Origin of the sequence: Bacillus sp. FSL K6-4563, assembly GCF_038630405.1 — a bacterium.
Classification (GTDB): domain Bacteria; phylum Bacillota; class Bacilli; order Bacillales; family Bacillaceae; genus Bacillus; species Bacillus pumilus.
The window spans coordinates 2,715,860-2,732,117 of record NZ_CP152030.1; the positions used below are offsets into that span (position 1 = coordinate 2,715,860).

The following is a 16,258-nucleotide window of genomic DNA, read 5'->3' on the forward strand; positions in this document are numbered from 1 at the left end:
GATTATGCCCTATGCCCGATCATTTTCTTCAAGGATTTCCGTCGTATTTACATCGGGTCTATAGTCTAACTCCTGCTTCGTGTTTTCCGTAGACCAAGGCTTTTCTTCGTTTTCTGATACGGCATAATATGTCCCAAAGGGAACGGTCGTTTCAATCGCTGCCTTTATCATCCGTGCTAGATCCTCGTGTGAAAGAAGTGTTCGTTTCGTCCGTTCTTTCTCGTGTAATGCCTCCATCTCATCTGTCACAACCGTTCCAATCCGTAAATTGATAACAGACATTCCCGTTTGATCGTGGAACAAACGGCCTAGCTGTTCAGAAGCAAATTTTAAAATGCCATAGACATTTTGAGTCGCAGGTACATCGTTTGTTGTAATATGTCTCCCTAGTAAGGAGCGTCCATCTTTTTCATAACGATCGGTCACGTGATTGCTGCTTGCAAAAATGACTTTTCGTATGCCGAGACTTGCAGCTGATCGAAACATAGAATAAGAGCTCCTCCAAAAAATATCATTCATTTTTTCAAACTCCTCATGATTCATCACATCATGCGTCATCTCCATGTTTAAAAGGTGTATGATGACATCTGTATCTCGCGGAATCGCCTCATATAATTCCTGTTCATTCGTTGCATCTGCTAAAATGTCTCCTTTTACACAGCCCGTTTGATCAATAATGGTGATCTCATACTCAGAAGAGAGCGTTTTTGTTAAAATACGGCCGATCACACCGCACCCGCCAATGATCGTGATCTTCTTCATGTGTCTCCTCCTTTCTAATGACGTAGTATGTCCAAGCCTTTATAGATTACAGCCATTTTTTTAAGAATCGAGTGGCCTCGTGACGCATAGCGGCTGTTTCAAAATGACCTGCATGAAGACCAACAAGCTGATACCGTTCTTTCAATGAAGCCGCTTGATAAGTTTGGCTCAATCCCTTTTGAATGCGAGCGACGCCTTCAGCAGGCGTGAGTGGATCAAGTTTTCCAACTAAGCTTAAATGCGGCCTTGGAAAAATCATTTCCTGAATATCAGTTGCCGTAAAGTGCTTTGCTAAGCTTGGTACATAGTAATAAAAGCCATGCCTGTCTAAATTGTTCGTTTCAATTAATGTGTGGTGATCGACCTGTGCGCAAAGATCAATACACACACTGACCCTCTCATCAAGCGCAGCCGTCCACCAGGAAAGAAGCCCGCCCATTGACATTCCAAAAATAGCTAACCGGCCCGGCAGCACATCAGGTCGAGACAGCACATAATCAATTGCACACATACTTTCATACAGCATCATGCCCCACATCACTTTCCCTGTTAAAAGCATTTCCTTAAAAATTTCACTTTCGGTTCTTCCTCTTCTCTCACCAAATCCTGCATGATCAATAGCCAGAACACTATAGCCTTTTGAGGTGAACTCTTTCGCATATGAAGGCGCTTGCAAATAATGAGCACCCTTGATGAGCTCTTCCTTCCCATCGACGTAGTTCCCGCCATGAGAGTGCTGAAACAGCACAACTGGTCTTTTTTTCACCGTATCCTTCGGCTTCACAAAATAAGCGGGCACTTCCTCTACACCATGGATTGAAAGAATGAGTGTTTCGATGACGTACGATTCACGATCCTCGACCTTTAACGTATATGCCTCCACGCGATGGCGTTCTGGCATTTCTCCTAACAGACTGAGCAGTTGTTCACGTTTGCTTTCCTTTTCCATTGACGTCACTCCTCCTTTTGTTGATCATCTGTTAACATACGAGATCGATCGTGCAATCACCTTGTTTTCGACAAAATTATGTCCCGGGAAATAAAGAACACCCACCGGTTCATACCGATGGGTGTCATCATTAATTCGCAACAATATTGACAAGCTTCCCAGGAACCGCAATCACTTTGCGAATGGTTTTCCCTTCAAGCTGTTCTTTTACACGTGCATCATTTTTCGCAAGCTCTTCTAACTGTTCTTTAGTTGCATCAGCAGGAACAGTTAATTTTGCTTTCACTTTCCCATTCAATTGTACGACAATTTCTACTTCATCGTCGACAAGCTTTGACTCGTCATATTGCGGCCATGCTTCATAAGAAATAGACCCTTCATGACCAAGTTTATTCCAAAGCTCTTCCGCTACATGCGGTGCAATTGGAGAAAGTAGTTTCACAAAGCCTTCTGCATATTCTTTCGGTAGTGTATCAGCCTTGTAGGCATCATTGATAAACACCATTAAGTGTGAGATCCCTGTATTGAAGCGCAGACCTTCATAATGGTCTGTTACCTTCATCACGGTTTCATGATAGCTGCGTTCTAATGCGCCTCCAGTTTGCTCCGTTACTTTATCACTGATTGTGCCATCTTCGTTTGTGAATAGACGCCATACACGATCAAGGAAGCGGCGAGCACCATCAAGTCCTGTTTCAGACCAAGCGATTGATGCATCTAAAGGTCCCATGAACATTTCATAAAGGCGTAATGTATCCGCACCATGAGATTCTACGATATCATCTGGATTGACGACATTTCCTTTTGATTTACTCATTTTTTCATTATTTTCCCCAAGAATCATTCCTTGGTTGAACAATTTCATGAAAGGTTCTTTTGTCGGAACAACACCGATATCATACAAGAACTTATGCCAGAAGCGCGCATATAGAAGATGAAGTACAGCATGTTCTGCTCCGCCAATATATACATCAACAGGAAGCCATTTCTTCAGCTTTTCAGGAGATGCAAGCTCTTCTGAGTTATGCGGGTCAATATAACGTAAGAAATACCAGCAGCTGCCTGCCCATTGCGGCATTGTATTGGTTTCACGGCGTCCTTTTTTACCTGTGACAGGATCGACAACCTCAACCCAATCTTTAATATTGGCTAAAGGTGATTCACCTGTGCCACTTGGCTTAATCTCAGTCGTTTTAGGCAAAATGAGTGGAAGCTCTTCCTCTGAAACAGCTGAAGACGTTCCGTCCTCCCAATGAATAATTGGAATTGGCTCACCCCAATAACGCTGGCGGCTAAATAGCCAGTCTCTTAAACGGTAAGTGACTTTCTTTTCGCCTTTTTGATGTTCTTCCAGCCATGCAATGACTTTTTCAATCGCTTCTTCTTTTCCTAATCCATCGAGGAAATCAGAGTTAATGTGTTTTCCATCACCTGTGTAAGCTTCTTTTTCAATGTCTCCGCCTTCGACAACTTCCTTGATTGGAAGATCAAATGTTTTGGCGAATTCATAGTCACGCTCATCATGGGCAGGTACCGCCATAATCGCGCCTGTTCCATAAGTAGCCAGCACGTAATCTGCAATCCAGATCGGCATCTTTTCACCATTTAATGGATTGATGGCATAAGCGCCTGTGAAAATACCCGTCTTCGTTTTTGCAAGATCTGTCCGCTCTAAGTCGCTCTTAGATTGAATTTCTTTCATATATGCTTCGACTGCTTCTTTTTGAGCAGCTGTTGTCATTTTTTCAACAAGTGCATGTTCTGGTGCAAGTACCGCATAGGTTGCCCCAAACAATGTATCAGGACGCGTTGTGAAAACAGTAAACTGTTCATCATGTCCTTCTACTTCGAAATGAACGTGTGCACCTTCCGAACGTCCGATCCAGTTACGCTGCATATCTTTAATGCTTTCAGGCCAATCAATGTCTTCTAAATCTTCTAACAGCCTGTCCGCATATGCCGTAATCTTTAGCATCCATTGCTTCATCGGACGTCTTTCAACCGGATGCCCTCCGCGTTCACTTTTTCCATCAATGACTTCTTCGTTTGCAAGGACTGTGCCAAGCGCTGGGCACCAGTTCACTGGTACTTCATCGATATACGCCAATCCCTTTTCGTACAATTTCAAGAAAATCCATTGTGTCCATTTATAATAATTTGGATCAGTCGTGTTGATTTCTCGATCCCAATCATATGAGAACCCTAGTGATTGAATTTGGCGGCGGAAGTTATTGATGTTCTCTTCTGTAAAGACCGCCGGATCATTCCCTGTATCTAGCGCATACTGTTCTGCTGGAAGACCAAATGCGTCCCATCCCATTGGATGAAGAACATCATATCCCTGCATACGTTTCATGCGTGATAAAATATCCGTTGCTGTGTAGCCCTCAGGGTGCCCGACATGAAGTCCTGCTCCTGATGGATATGGAAACATATCAAGTGCATAGAACTTTGGTTTATCTTCCGAGTCAGATGTGGCGAATGTTTTATGTGTCAGCCAATAATCCTGCCACTTCTTTTCAATTTCCCGATGCTGAAAACTCAATGTGAAAACCTCCTTTAATATGTACGGCTGTATCTGCTCAGATGACCACTGCGAGAATTCAGATTTTTCTAAAATCAACAAAAAACCCTCATCCCTGGAAAGGGACGAGAGATTTTTTGGTTCCCGCGGTACCACCCTTGTTAGCGTAACTTTCTGTTTGTACGCTCACTTAATATCTTTAACGCAGACATGCGACAGAAGCTTTAACGCAACTGCAACTCTGAGGCGAGTTCAGAAGCAGATTTGATTGACTTTCACCAGCCGTCAATTCTCTAAAGACAAATACTGCTTTCCTACTACTCCTCTTCACTGTTCTTATCGTAACCGTCATCTAAGTAGTATTTTATAGAATTATGATCATAAGTGCAAGCAGGTTTGTATACAATGGGAATGTACCCTAGATCAGGGTAAAGTAGAGGATATTATTCGTGTGGAGATCGGTTATGACGGTTGGAGTCTGCATTCTGTGAATGCTGTTCTCTTACAAAATCAAAGCTTCGCAGAACTGCTTCTCCTCCGTAACCTGAAATAATTGATAAGATGACCAAGTGCAGACTAGAATCGGGATTTGAGGATAAGACAAGCAGTGTAGCGGCAATCATCCCAACGAGCCAATCTTCAATAAACCCTAAATAAATAAACTTTTTTGTCATTCTGGGCTTCTCTAGCCTGCCTTTTTTCTTTACGTGACCGAGAATGCCCATGACCCCTCCAATGGCGCAAGCAATAATGACTTGTTGCAGCATTTTCATCACCTTCCTAAAGCCCTTAGAATAGTAAAGCGACTTCAGGCTGTCCAGCCCCCTGTAATGCCATTCTGCTGTTCCGTCATAATCCATGTAAAAGGTCTATTCTCTCTAACGAAGAAAAAAAGCTTGTTTCTTCCATTATATGTGAATGACCCAAAACAATCTTGATGCATTGGAATCATTTTTACCTAATCCATATTGACTATTTTTGTCATTTTATGAATTATGAGCAATTGATTCCTTCTTTTTCTAAAGAAAAGTCTCCTTACTTACTATATTCTAATGGAGGACAAACTATGATGACAAATTTAACAAAGCCATTGCAATCGTTGAAACAGAACATATGTTATGTTACGTTAGTAAGGAATACCTTTGGTTGAAAAGACAACCATTTGATATGTCTGATAGCAGCAACAAAGGAGGGTAATATGGTCAGCTCGAACATCTTCGGCTTACAAAAACAGCTTGAACTCATAAAAAAAGCGCTAGATCATGCGCGGATCGGTGTTGTCATTACAGACCCTTCTTTAGAGGATAACCCTATCGTTTATGTGAATCATGGCTTTACACACATGACTGGATACAAACCAGATGAGATTCTTGGGCGTAATTGTCGATTCCTTCAAGGGAAAGACACAGATCAAAAGCAGCTCGATTTAATACGTCATGGAATACAGAATAAAACACCTATTACCACACAGCTAAAAAATTATAAAAAAGACGGTACTTTTTTTTGGAATGAACTCAATATAGATCCTCTATACATTGAACAAGATGATAAAACATTTTTCATTGGCTTTCAAAAGGATATTACGAAACAGAAAGAATATGAACAGCTCCTAGAAGATTCCTTACAGGAAGTCACCTCTCTTTCGACGCCAATCGTCCCAATCAAAAATGGTGTATCTGCTCTGCCACTCATTGGAAAACTATCTGAAGAACGCTTTGATGCCATTGTCGCGAAGTTAACTTGTATATTAGATGATTCAAAGGATGATTATTTAATTGTCGATCTTTCTGGTTTAATCGATGTCGATGATTCCGTTGCAGCACGCATTTTCAAGCTGCATCGTCTTCTTAATCTAACCGGAACCGAACTGATCATCACAGGGATCAAACCGCAGCTTGCAATGAAAATGAAAGACTTGGATACAGATTTTCAGGATACAATCACTTATTTGACGGTTAAGGAAGCAATCAAAGGATTACCATTAGCTGAAAACCCTGTGTAAAACAGGGTTTTTTTAGTTGAAACGCCCCCTGAAAATGGAAAAATGAGGTATGATAGGTGTAATAAAGGATGTAGGGGGGCTACTAGATGATGATGTTACTCATCATAGGTCTTTTATGTGTTTGTTTTGCCATAGGATATGCCGTCAATTTCTTATTACTCAAACACCAGAATGCGCAGATCTTTTCAAAGAAACTATTTTATCCTTTCTTGATCTTGGGTCTCATCTTTTCCATTATGTCATTACCTTTTGCTGCCACAGATGCACCGAAGGCACAAGCAGATCCATCTTCAGAACAGCTGTTAAAGGATCAAAAGCAGCTCACATCTGACATAACGCGCTTAAAAGCTGATAAAGAGGAGCTTACCGCTTCTTTAGAGGACGCAACAAAGGATAAAGAAAAACTAGCGAAAAAGCTAGAAACCATCACCTCAGAAAAAGAAACAATCAAAAAGCAAGAAAAGACCATTCAAGCGCTTGAAGAGAAAATAGACAAGCTTGCCTCAAGCAACGAAACACTCAAAAAAGAGAACAAGAAAAGCAGCAGCGATACGGAGTCTTCTACCGTTCAGCGGTCCGCTCCTAAAGATGAAGGAAAAAGCACAGGCGGTCATGAGTCACAGAAGGAAACAAAAAAAGAATCTGCAGCCTGTAACATCAAAGGAAGTGTCAACGGTATTTATCACACACCGAGCAGCAGATACTACTCTAGAACAAAGAATGTAACCAAACTATTCTGCTCTGTAGAAGAGGCAGAGCGTGCAGGGTACCGGGCACCTAAGCAATAGCTATGTATCACGAAAAAAGAACCTCCTGTCAGCCCAATTGGGTGCCTTAGGAGGTTCTTTTTTTAGATTTCTCTTCTTAATGCTGCTAATACATTCGTTTTTGTTGCTTTACGTGCTGGGTTGAGCCCTGAAAGGATTGCTACCCCTGCGCTAATCACTGTTGCTGTAATTACAAGGCTGAGCGGAATATAGGAGAAGGTGATCGAGAATTGATCGCTTGCCCCTCCCTCTGACATGGACGACAAAATGGCTGGAATGATTAAATTGACGGCGAAACTAATGATATATGAGATGATAATACCGATGATCGACCCAATCACCCCAATGTAAGCACTTTCCATGAGGAACATTCGCTTGATAATCGATGGATTCGCGCCAATGGCTTTCATAATCCCAATTTCTTGTGTCCGCTCTGTTACTGCCATTGTCATCGTATTAAAAATACCAATTGCAGAAATAATGACCGCAATACATCCAACAAAAATAAGTCCAATTTTGAAGACTGTAAAGAACATATCCATTCCTTCGAGCTGATTCGTCACAGAGATGACTTGATAGCCCTCATCTGTCAGCTTATTCGTGAGTGCACCGACATTGTCGAATTTATCTGCATAAACAGAAGTCATTTTCTCGACATTTCCTGCTTCAGGAGATAGATCGAGTACTTGACCAAATTCCTTTTCATACGCATTCGGAATAAAAATTTTATGATCCTCTTGCCACTCCAGATTCGGCTTTTTCAAAACACCTACTACACGGAAATCAAATGTTTTTTCTTTGACGACTTCATTTTCTTCGTTGAGTTTTGGTACCTTGACTTGAATCACTTTATTTAAAATATCTTTCGTGTAGCCCTTAGGCTCTTTTGGTGTTTCTTCACCATTTGATGTCTGATTTAATTTTTTTTCATAGGCTTGGCGTTCTTTTTTTGTCCACAGTTGTTCAGCCAGATGATACCCGACCACAATTTCGTTCGCTGATGTTGGGACTTTTCCTCGGTCTAGCTCAAGCCCTGCTTCTTTTTCTTCTTTCATATCGGTTAGAGCAGCCTGCGTTTCACCTGAGCGATCATCGAGCTCGACGTTTACCAATGGAATGAGCGCCGTTCTTGAGACGACAGATTTCACATGATCATATTTCTTTAAATCATCTGTCTTGACGTCACCTTTTTCCTTGCCTAACACTTTCACTTCTGTGATGATTTGCTGTTTCATGATTTCATCTTGCGCCGATTTTTGCAGACCAAAACCAACAGACGCTAAAACGATTAAGAAAGAGCATGCCATTGTCGTCGCAAGAATGGTCATAAACACACGCAATCTATTTTTCTTCATGTTTCTTCTAATAAATTTGACCTGATCTCTAAATTTCAATGGATTGTTCCCCTTTCTTTAATACACCATCATGAAGCTGGAACGTTGTATCTGCGATTGAAGCGACTTCATCGTCATGTGTAATAATGACAAATGTGATTCCTTTTTCACGATTAAGCTGCTGGATAAAGGCTAAAATTTCTCCTTCGGTTTCTGAATCTAGACTGCCTGTTGGTTCATCCGCTAAAATAATAGATGGATTTAAAATCAAGGCTCTTGCAATACTCACACGCTGCTGCTGCCCGCCTGACAACTCATTCGGGTAATGCCCTGCATGATGTTCTAAACCTACTCGTTTCAGCATTTCTTCTACTTTCGCCTTTCGTTCAGACGGCTTCACACCTTTTAAAGTGAGCGGAAGTTCAACATTTTCATACGTCGTTAAGCTCCCGATCAATTGAAAGCTTTGAAAGATAAAACCAAAGTGATCTAAGCGGAAGTCCGCCCATTCTTTTTCATTAAACCCAGTCACATCGGTACCATCAATGACAATTTGTCCGCTCGTTGGCGTAATATATCCTGAAATTAAGTTCAATAGGGTAGATTTCCCCGAGCCACTTCGCCCAACTATACATGCAATGTCGCCTCTTTTGATGGACAGGTCAATCCCTTTCAGCACAGGAATCTCATTCTCTCTGCCCTTTTTACCAATTTTAAACACATGATCTAACGCTTGAATCTGAATCATCTCTACTCCCCTACTCTCTGTTTATCTTTTTCGATATATTAAGAAATAACTTGTTAGTGCACCTACAACGCCGCCGATGATCATGCCAACGATATAACCCAATATGGAAGTGTCAGAAGAAAATCCAACCCATCCAAATCCTAGAACACCGAAGACAATGACCAAAATCTGAATCGGTCTATCCATTTTTGAGTAAAGGAAGAAACGGCCATTTCGTTCAATAGGATGCTTCATAAAGCTAAACAAACCAATAAGATAGAATACAATCATCATCACAATAGGTATGATGAATTCTTCACCAGTGAACCAAAGTGGATATTTATCTATATCTCGAAATTGAAAACGGTCTGTTATATAAGTAATTGGGGCGATAGGCATAATAAAGTAGTCATAACTGACATCGACCCAATGCCTATTCGTTCTTAAAATAAAATCCAAATGAAACATCGGAAGCCAAATTAATAAATATGGCAATATCGCTGTACTGAATGTAACAATGGCTTGACTAATTGCGCTTCCTGTTAACGCACCTGCTGCAAGACACAAACTATAAATCATTAAGGTTGATACGAGTGCAATGAAGTAACCACTATTAAAGTCAAACGTCTCTTTTGGTTGAGTGCCTAATATGAGTAAGTAAGTGAGAAAATATGACAACACATGAACAAGCGTTATGATTCCGGCACCTAAGAAAAACTTTGTATGATAAATGGTACTTCTGCTAAACGGCAAGGATAAAGTAAAATCAATTTGTCCTTTATTTCTTTCATATCCCAGCTGGATAATCGCAAAAAGCAAGCCCATAAGCCATGAAAGGGCGATAAAAATATCAGAACTGAAATTATAATAAAAGTATTGATCTCCGATTGTACATGTGGGGTCGTTTACACAAGTTTGAAAGGACGAGTATCCCAGTAAAAAGGATAATGGCGTCGTAAAGACTGCAACCAGCATCACTAAAATAAATGTCAGCTCTGATTGCTTCCATTCCTTATATAATAATTGCCGCTTTACCATCTCCGTTTCCCTCCAAACTTTGCAATGAATACTTCTTCTAAATTAACAGGCAGTTCATGCCATACTTTTGGCTGCAGCGACTTCAAGTACTCTTTTGCCTCTACATCTGTTTTAAGAACAAGCGCTGTATAAAAAATGCCCGCTTGATCTAATATAGCAACGCCATTTTTTCGTATACTCAAGTTCATATCTTCTTCAAAAGCCATCTGGATTTTGACATAATCATTCTTTAATTCATCTAGATCCATGACACTTGTGAGTTGGTTTCCTTCTAAAAACCCGATTCGGTTACACATCCGCTCAATATCCTCTAATCGATGCGATGTGATGAGAATCGACGTTTCACGTTCCGCTACCTCGTCGATCATGAGCTGAAGAACATCATTTCTTGTGACGGCATCAATACCATCTGTCGGTTCATCTAACAGAATCACGGCTGGCTTGATCGCAAAGCTTAAAATTAATGACAGCTGCTTTTTTAACCCTGTCGATAGTTCACGGTATTTTACTTTTTCCGGTATTTCATAGCGGTTCACAAGCTCATTGGCATATGTCACGTCAAACTTCGGATAAATATGCTTTAACAGCTGGACAAGCTGCCCGTAATTGTATCTATCAAAGTAGGGATTGACGACTGGCATATACACAATATTTTGCTTTACTAACGGGTGGTCTTTCACAAGCACGTCTTTAAAATAAATCTCTCCTTCATCTGGAAGAAGAATTTGCTGAATCAAGCGGAGAAGTGTTGTTTTACCAGAGCCATTCCTGCCAAGCAAACCAAAGATCTCACCTTCGCCTATTTTGAAGGAAACGTTGCTGAGTACTTCACGTCCATTTAATGTCTTCGATACATTTCTAACCTCAATCAACTTTATTTCCTCCCTCGAGACTTGAGCCGATCTCTTCTATCCATTCCTTCAGTTGTTGAATATCAATACCGGCATAATGAGCTTCTATAATGAGTTGTCTTAATTGCTCCTTCATCTCCAATACCTTCCCTTCATTCAGCTTTAACCGAGCCTCTTCTGTTACATACGTACCGCGCCCTCTTAGTGTTTCAATAATCCCTTCCCGCTCAAGCTCCTTATATGCTTTACTGACGGTGTTAGGATTGGCGATGATAATAGTGGCGAGCTCTCTGACAGAGGGCAGTTTGTCACCAGGTTTCATTGCACCTTTTAGACATAAAATTTTGAGTTGCTCAATGATTTGTTCATATATTGGCGCAGCGCTTCGTGGATCTATTTGAATCATGATGGCTCCCTCTTTCCTCATTCATGCTTTTGCAGTCCTATTGCTTGTTCATGCCCTTGCATTAAAGGGATTGAATTAAGTATCAAATCTTTTTGAACTTCAAAACCAATGAAAACGAGAACGAAAAAAAATGTACATGCTAACACAACAGCCAGCACCATCCACTTCAAATTGATTGGTTTTTTTTCTTTTTTCATGGTTAAACACCTTTCTTCACTTTTTAAGTGTCTTTAGTGTATTAGTTGATGTAGTACACTTAATACAATATAGACACTTAAATAAAAAGTCAATAGCCTTTCAAAAAATAAAAAACAGACCCTTTAAAAAAGGATCTGTTCATCATTCGTTGTCGTAAGAAATGCCTAAAATCATTTGATTTTGCAAGCTTTGCATTTGAACACGTGCCCTGTCTAACCGCTCTCTTTGCTGGTCATTGGCGACATCTTTTAATTTTTCTAATTCGTTCACCGCATCTTCAAGCATAAGCTGTGCCTTAGAAAATTCGTCCTCATTATAATGCTCTTGGCGTAAGTTCAAATCAAATTGCTCATTTGCAAACTCAAGGGTTTCAGTACTTTTTTGGATAAATTCATCGATTGACTGCCTTGTTGCCATCTTGCATTCCCTCCATTTCATCATTGCTCCCGCCTATTTTGCCCACGTAAAGCTTTTTCACTAAAGAAAATGTTGGACAGATTCAATTGTCCTCCTTCATGATTTTTGTTAAACTTTAAGGATGCCTATTATTACGCAAGGAGGTTACTGACTTGGATCAGCATAACCCTTTTTTATATTCAAACAGCGAAAAACGCTATCACACATGGAACTATCATTTGCGAGAGCACTTTGGTCATAAAGTTTTTAAAGTGGCCTTAGACGGCGGCTTTGACTGCCCAAACCGTGATGGTACTGTAGCCCACGGAGGCTGTACATTTTGCAGTGCCGCAGGATCTGGTGATTTTGCAGGAAACCGTGCGGATGATCTCATCACTCAATTTAACGAAATCAAAGACCGGATGCATACTAAATGGAAAGACGGAAAATATATGGCGTATTTTCAGGCGTATACAAACACACACGCCCCGCTTCCTGTTTTAAAGGAAAAATTTGAAACCGTGATGAATTTGGATGGTGTGGTTGGCTTATCTATTGCGACAAGACCTGACTGCCTGCCAGATGACGTGGTGGAGTATTTAGCTGAATTAAATGAGCGGACTTATCTCTGGGTAGAGCTTGGTCTTCAAACGGTTCATGAACGGACAGCGATGCTTATTAACCGTGCCCATGATTATGAATGCTACGTAGAAGGTGTAGAAAAACTGCGAAAACACGGCATTCGTGTCTGCTCGCATATCATCAACGGCTTGCCTCTTGAAAATCGGGACATGATGATGGAGACAGCAAAAGCTGTTGCTGATTTAGATGTGCAAGGAATTAAAATTCATTTGCTTCACCTTTTAAAAGGAACCCCAATGGTCAAGCAATATGAAAAAGGCAAATTGGAGTTTCTAAGCCAGGAAGAATATGTCCAGCTTGTTTGTGATCAGCTGGAGATCCTGCCGCCAGAAATGATTATTCATCGTATTACAGGCGATGGCCCGATTGAATTAATGGTTGGTCCAATGTGGAGTGTAAACAAATGGGAAGTATTAAATGCCATTAATGCTGAGCTTGAAAGACGTAACAGCTACCAAGGCAAACGTTTCGTCAGATTGGAAGAAGCAGCAAAATGATCTTGAAACGCATGCTCCCTTTTAGTAAAGAGCTGTTAGAACGGGCTTGTCAAAAAGGCGACATCGTTATTGATGCAACGATGGGAAATGGCCACGATACACTCTATTTAGCTGATCTTGTCGGTCATGATGGACAAGTTTTCGCATTCGACGTACAAGAAGAAGCCATACAGCAGACGCGTAAAAGGCTTGGCGAGGGATATCCATATGTTCATCTCATTCACGATGGTCATGAAAAACTGGCTCAACACTTGCCAAGAGATGTTTATGGACATATCTCTGGCGCGGTGTTTAACCTTGGGTACTTGCCCGGAGGCGATAAAGCCGTCACCACTCAGGCCCATACAACCATTGAAGCCATTGAGCAGCTCCTCAACTGGCTTAAACCAGGAGGGCTGATCGTCCTTGTGATTTATCATGGACACCCCGAAGGGAAAAGAGAAAAAGAAGTGCTTCTCGACTATTGCAGATCACTTCCTCATGAAGAGGTACAAGTTTTATCATATCAATACATGAATATTCAAAACGACCCGCCTTTTGTGGTCGCCATTGAAAAAAAGCTAAAGCTCAAATCCTAATGGATTTGAGCTTTTTTATGAGGATTTCATCCAAGGCATTTTCTGATAGGTCCGGTAAGCTCTTCCGTTGATATAGAAAAAGAACGATGTTTTCCCGCTTGATTTGATCAGCCGTTTTGCCAGCTTATTCATCTCTTTTTGGGCTGTCACTTTTTCATCGGACAAATAGACTGCCAATAATCCTCTGTTAATTAATTTGTGAAAGTTTTCGTGCGGAATGCCTTTCAGCTGCTCATCCGCTTTTTCAATAAAATGCTGAAGTCTATCCATCATCTCATGATGAGAGGCATAGTAGGAGCAAAAGTTCAGATCTCCCCCCAGCCGGTCTTCTTCTTGGTCAATTAAATAATCAAGTAAAATGTGCAGACCTTGAATATAAGGGAAATAGCTTTCGTATATTTGCTTCGCCTGCTTTTCTGTAAAGTCCGGCTGCAACGCATACGCCACAAGACAGAAAATCCCTAACGTTGATCCTGCACAAGCTGAAAATTCATACCATTCCATCTTAGGCAAATCCTTTTCATATTGGCGGAACCACGATTCTAGCCGCGGAACCCGCTCATGGGGAACGACGTGTTTATGTACTTGCAAATCACTGTAGTAATCGCACAGCGTGTGTAAATATGGCTGAATGATCGGATAATGCTTAAGACGCGACAGCACGTCTTGGCATGTGCGGACAAGCGAGTGTAAATACCCATGATCCTCTTGATCATCACGGAATTGGTAGTAAGGCTTGAGCTCAGCATGAATATCAAGCGCATCTCTCATCGCTTGATGCAGCATATGAAAATCTTTTGGATCAAGCGACGTACTGCGGTCACACAGGTTATCTAAGTAATCACTGATGGTTTGATACGCCACAATGAATTCAATACACGTTTCTTTCGCCTCACCTGCTAGAAGAGATAAAATACCTCCGCCTTCGCAGTGGAAGGTTTTACTCGATATGCTCGCTAACGCCTGCGTACGCAGTTCTTCATTTTCAATCATTTCTGCATGAGCCCGCCACTTTCTTAGCTCCTGATGAACAAGCGGAAAAATATCTTTATACACCTTTGTCATCAGTGCAAAAGGACGCTCTGGTACTGACAAATCAATCCACCCCTAACTTAAAGCTCACCATCAAATATATTGATCTGTAAAGGCTCTTGCTGCCTTAAACACATCTTCTCTTTCCGGTTCATTAAAAATTTCGTGATACAGCTCTTCCCATTCACGATATGATTTATTGGTTGATTCAATGCCATTGAACCATTTGATCACCCTCGTTTTATCGACGATCTTATCATCGCCCGCCTGCATTAAAAGGAGCGGAATCGATTTAAATACATTCGTAGGCTGCATGGCTGCATCAATATTTTTGATCAGCTCTCTGTACCAGCGAACCGACACCTTTGTTACGTAAAGGGAATCATTTGAGTCTGCTTCAATCACAGCCTGATTTCGTGTGGCTAGTTCAATCGACAGCCCTGACTCGACTTTAAAGGACGGTGCGAGCACATTTAGACCTTTTGATGCAAAATCCATTAGCTTCTTCGGTTTAAATTGCAGACCTAAACAAGGTGATGATAAAATAAGGCCATCAATCTTCGTATGGGTATACTGCTTGACCCACTCAATTGAAATGAGTCCGCCCATACTGTGTCCAAGTAAAAAAGTAGGAAGCCTGAATGATTTCGCATGTTCGATCCATTCATCTACTGTATCAATGTATTCTTGAAACGAACGAATGTGGCCACGCGCACGTGTCGATGTCCCTTGCCCAGGCAGGTCACCCATGACGACGTGATAGCCGGCATTTCGCCACATTTCGATCAGCCATTTATATCGGCCGTGATATTCACTCGCACCATGTACTATCACAATTGTACCAACTGGTCTTTCAGCATGCCAAGTCCACAAAGTAAACACCTCACAAATGTTGTATTAAGAAAGGAAGTCGAAAAAGTGATTTATCCATATCATAAGTTTACACCTGAGATTCATGAATCGGTCTTTGTCGCAGATAACGCCACCATTACAGGAGATGTCACGATTGGAGAATATTCGAGCGTGTGGTTCCAAACCGTCATCAGAGGCGATGTCGCTCCTGTGAGAATTGGAAAAAACGTCAATATTCAAGATTTATCCTGTCTGCATCAAAGTCCTGGAAAAACACTTCTTATAGAAGATGGTGCTACCATTGGACACCAAGTCACATTACATAGCTCAATCATTCGAAAAAATGCCCTCATTGGTATGGGGTCTATCATTCTCGATGGTGCAGAAATTGGCGAAGGTGCCTTTATCGGTGCAGGTAGTCTTGTCCCTCAAGGAAAGGTCATTCCAAAAGGATCACTCGCTTTCGGCCGTCCAGTCAAGGTCGTCCGGCAGTTAACAGATGAAGATATCCAAGACATGGACAGAATCCGTAGAGAATATGTAGAAAAAGGACAATACTATCGTTCCCTTATACCCCGTTAACATCATACGCGTTATCTTCACTTTATCATGTTTTTTTCAGGATATTAAGCAATAACTATGAACCGCTTGTTATTTTACCCTTTTCCGCCGCTTTCTATCATAACAAAAAAGGTTTTCAGCT

The 16,258-nt window shown here is 41.2% G+C and carries 18 protein-coding genes and 1 other annotated feature; of the genes, 5 read left to right on the plus strand and 13 right to left on the minus strand.

What is annotated here, in order from left to right; genetic code table 11:
• Positions 1-9: 9 nt before the first annotated feature.
• The 4 genes from MHH54_RS13710 to MHH54_RS13725 all read right to left on the minus strand — a co-directional run bounded on the left by MHH54_RS13710 (position 10) and on the right by MHH54_RS13725 (position 5,008).
• On the minus strand, positions 10-762 hold the full coding sequence (locus MHH54_RS13710; RefSeq protein ID WP_342500343.1) for an NAD(P)-dependent oxidoreductase: 753 nt from the start codon (positions 760-762) through the stop codon (positions 10-12).
• A 46-nt stretch (positions 763-808) separates the two neighbouring features.
• Positions 809-1,711 (minus strand): dienelactone hydrolase family protein, encoded by a 903-nt coding sequence (locus MHH54_RS13715; RefSeq protein WP_342500344.1) that lies wholly within the window; start codon positions 1,709-1,711, stop codon positions 809-811.
• Positions 1,712-1,841: 130 nt separating this feature from the next.
• Positions 1,842-4,256 carry a leucine--tRNA ligase gene (gene leuS, locus MHH54_RS13720; protein WP_268494359.1) on the minus strand — a complete coding sequence of 805 codons (2,415 nt, stop codon included), beginning with the start codon at positions 4,254-4,256 and terminating at the stop codon, positions 1,842-1,844.
• Positions 4,257-4,353: 97 nt separating this feature from the next.
• Positions 4,354-4,575 (minus strand) — a binding site (T-box leader).
• A gap of 103 nt (positions 4,576-4,678) precedes the next feature.
• Complete coding sequence (locus MHH54_RS13725; protein WP_223250657.1) at positions 4,679-5,008, minus strand: DUF4257 domain-containing protein; 330 nt, start codon at positions 5,006-5,008, stop codon at positions 4,679-4,681.
• Positions 5,009-5,433: 425 nt separating this feature from the next.
• Between MHH54_RS13725 and MHH54_RS13730 the strand changes: the two genes are divergently transcribed.
• Both MHH54_RS13730 and MHH54_RS13735 read left to right on the plus strand, forming a co-directional pair.
• A complete protein-coding gene (locus tag MHH54_RS13730) occupies positions 5,434-6,237 on the plus strand; it encodes an STAS domain-containing protein (protein WP_003217570.1) in 804 nt (267 codons plus the stop codon).
• 86 nt (positions 6,238-6,323) lie between these two features.
• Positions 6,324-7,025, plus strand: coding sequence for a hypothetical protein (locus tag MHH54_RS13735; RefSeq protein WP_106033025.1), 702 nt, complete (start codon positions 6,324-6,326; stop codon positions 7,023-7,025).
• 62 nt (positions 7,026-7,087) lie between these two features.
• Here MHH54_RS13735 and MHH54_RS13740 read toward each other — a convergent pair whose 3' ends face one another.
• The 7 genes from MHH54_RS13740 to MHH54_RS13770 all read right to left on the minus strand — a co-directional run bounded on the left by MHH54_RS13740 (position 7,088) and on the right by MHH54_RS13770 (position 11,975).
• A complete protein-coding gene (locus MHH54_RS13740; protein ID WP_342500345.1) occupies positions 7,088-8,398 on the minus strand; it encodes an FtsX-like permease family protein in 1,311 nt (436 codons plus the stop codon).
• The gene (locus MHH54_RS13745) at positions 8,388-9,086 is read right to left on the minus strand and encodes an ABC transporter ATP-binding protein (RefSeq protein ID WP_003217638.1); all 699 of its coding nucleotides are present in this window, start codon (positions 9,084-9,086) and stop codon (positions 8,388-8,390) included. Before MHH54_RS13745 ends, MHH54_RS13740 begins: the two co-directional genes overlap by 11 nt.
• A gap of 21 nt (positions 9,087-9,107) precedes the next feature.
• A complete protein-coding gene (locus MHH54_RS13750; RefSeq protein ID WP_106033023.1) occupies positions 9,108-10,103 on the minus strand; it encodes an ABC transporter permease subunit in 996 nt (331 codons plus the stop codon).
• A complete protein-coding gene (locus tag MHH54_RS13755) occupies positions 10,097-10,975 on the minus strand; it encodes an ABC transporter ATP-binding protein (protein ID WP_003217564.1) in 879 nt (292 codons plus the stop codon). The genes MHH54_RS13750 and MHH54_RS13755 overlap by 7 nt, the downstream gene beginning before the upstream one ends.
• Positions 10,968-11,360 (minus strand): GntR family transcriptional regulator, encoded by a 393-nt coding sequence (locus MHH54_RS13760; RefSeq protein ID WP_342500346.1) that lies wholly within the window; start codon positions 11,358-11,360, stop codon positions 10,968-10,970. The genes MHH54_RS13755 and MHH54_RS13760 overlap by 8 nt, the downstream gene beginning before the upstream one ends.
• 17 nt (positions 11,361-11,377) lie before the next feature.
• Positions 11,378-11,557, minus strand: coding sequence for a hypothetical protein (locus MHH54_RS13765; RefSeq protein ID WP_003217546.1), 180 nt, complete (start codon positions 11,555-11,557; stop codon positions 11,378-11,380).
• A 142-nt stretch (positions 11,558-11,699) separates the two neighbouring features.
• A complete protein-coding gene (locus MHH54_RS13770) occupies positions 11,700-11,975 on the minus strand; it encodes a YtzC family protein (protein ID WP_003217632.1) in 276 nt (91 codons plus the stop codon).
• 152 nt (positions 11,976-12,127) lie between these two features.
• Between MHH54_RS13770 and MHH54_RS13775 the strand changes: the two genes are divergently transcribed.
• Entirely contained in the window at positions 12,128-13,093 is a 966-nt protein-coding gene (locus tag MHH54_RS13775) for a TIGR01212 family radical SAM protein (RefSeq protein ID WP_003217704.1), read from the plus strand.
• Complete coding sequence (locus MHH54_RS13780; RefSeq protein WP_106033022.1) at positions 13,090-13,671, plus strand: class I SAM-dependent methyltransferase; 582 nt, start codon at positions 13,090-13,092, stop codon at positions 13,669-13,671. Before MHH54_RS13775 ends, MHH54_RS13780 begins: the two co-directional genes overlap by 4 nt.
• A 15-nt stretch (positions 13,672-13,686) precedes the next feature.
• Here MHH54_RS13780 and MHH54_RS13785 read toward each other — a convergent pair whose 3' ends face one another.
• A complete protein-coding gene (locus MHH54_RS13785; RefSeq protein WP_106033021.1) occupies positions 13,687-14,766 on the minus strand; it encodes a tetraprenyl-beta-curcumene synthase family protein in 1,080 nt (359 codons plus the stop codon).
• Positions 14,767-14,796: 30 nt separating this feature from the next.
• On the minus strand, positions 14,797-15,576 hold the full coding sequence (locus MHH54_RS13790) for an alpha/beta hydrolase (RefSeq protein WP_003217757.1): 780 nt from the start codon (positions 15,574-15,576) through the stop codon (positions 14,797-14,799).
• A gap of 45 nt (positions 15,577-15,621) precedes the next feature.
• Here MHH54_RS13790 and MHH54_RS13795 point away from each other — a divergent pair, with 45 nt between their 5' ends.
• A complete protein-coding gene (locus MHH54_RS13795; protein ID WP_342500347.1) occupies positions 15,622-16,137 on the plus strand; it encodes a gamma carbonic anhydrase family protein in 516 nt (171 codons plus the stop codon).
• Positions 16,138-16,258: the final 121 nt, after the last annotated feature.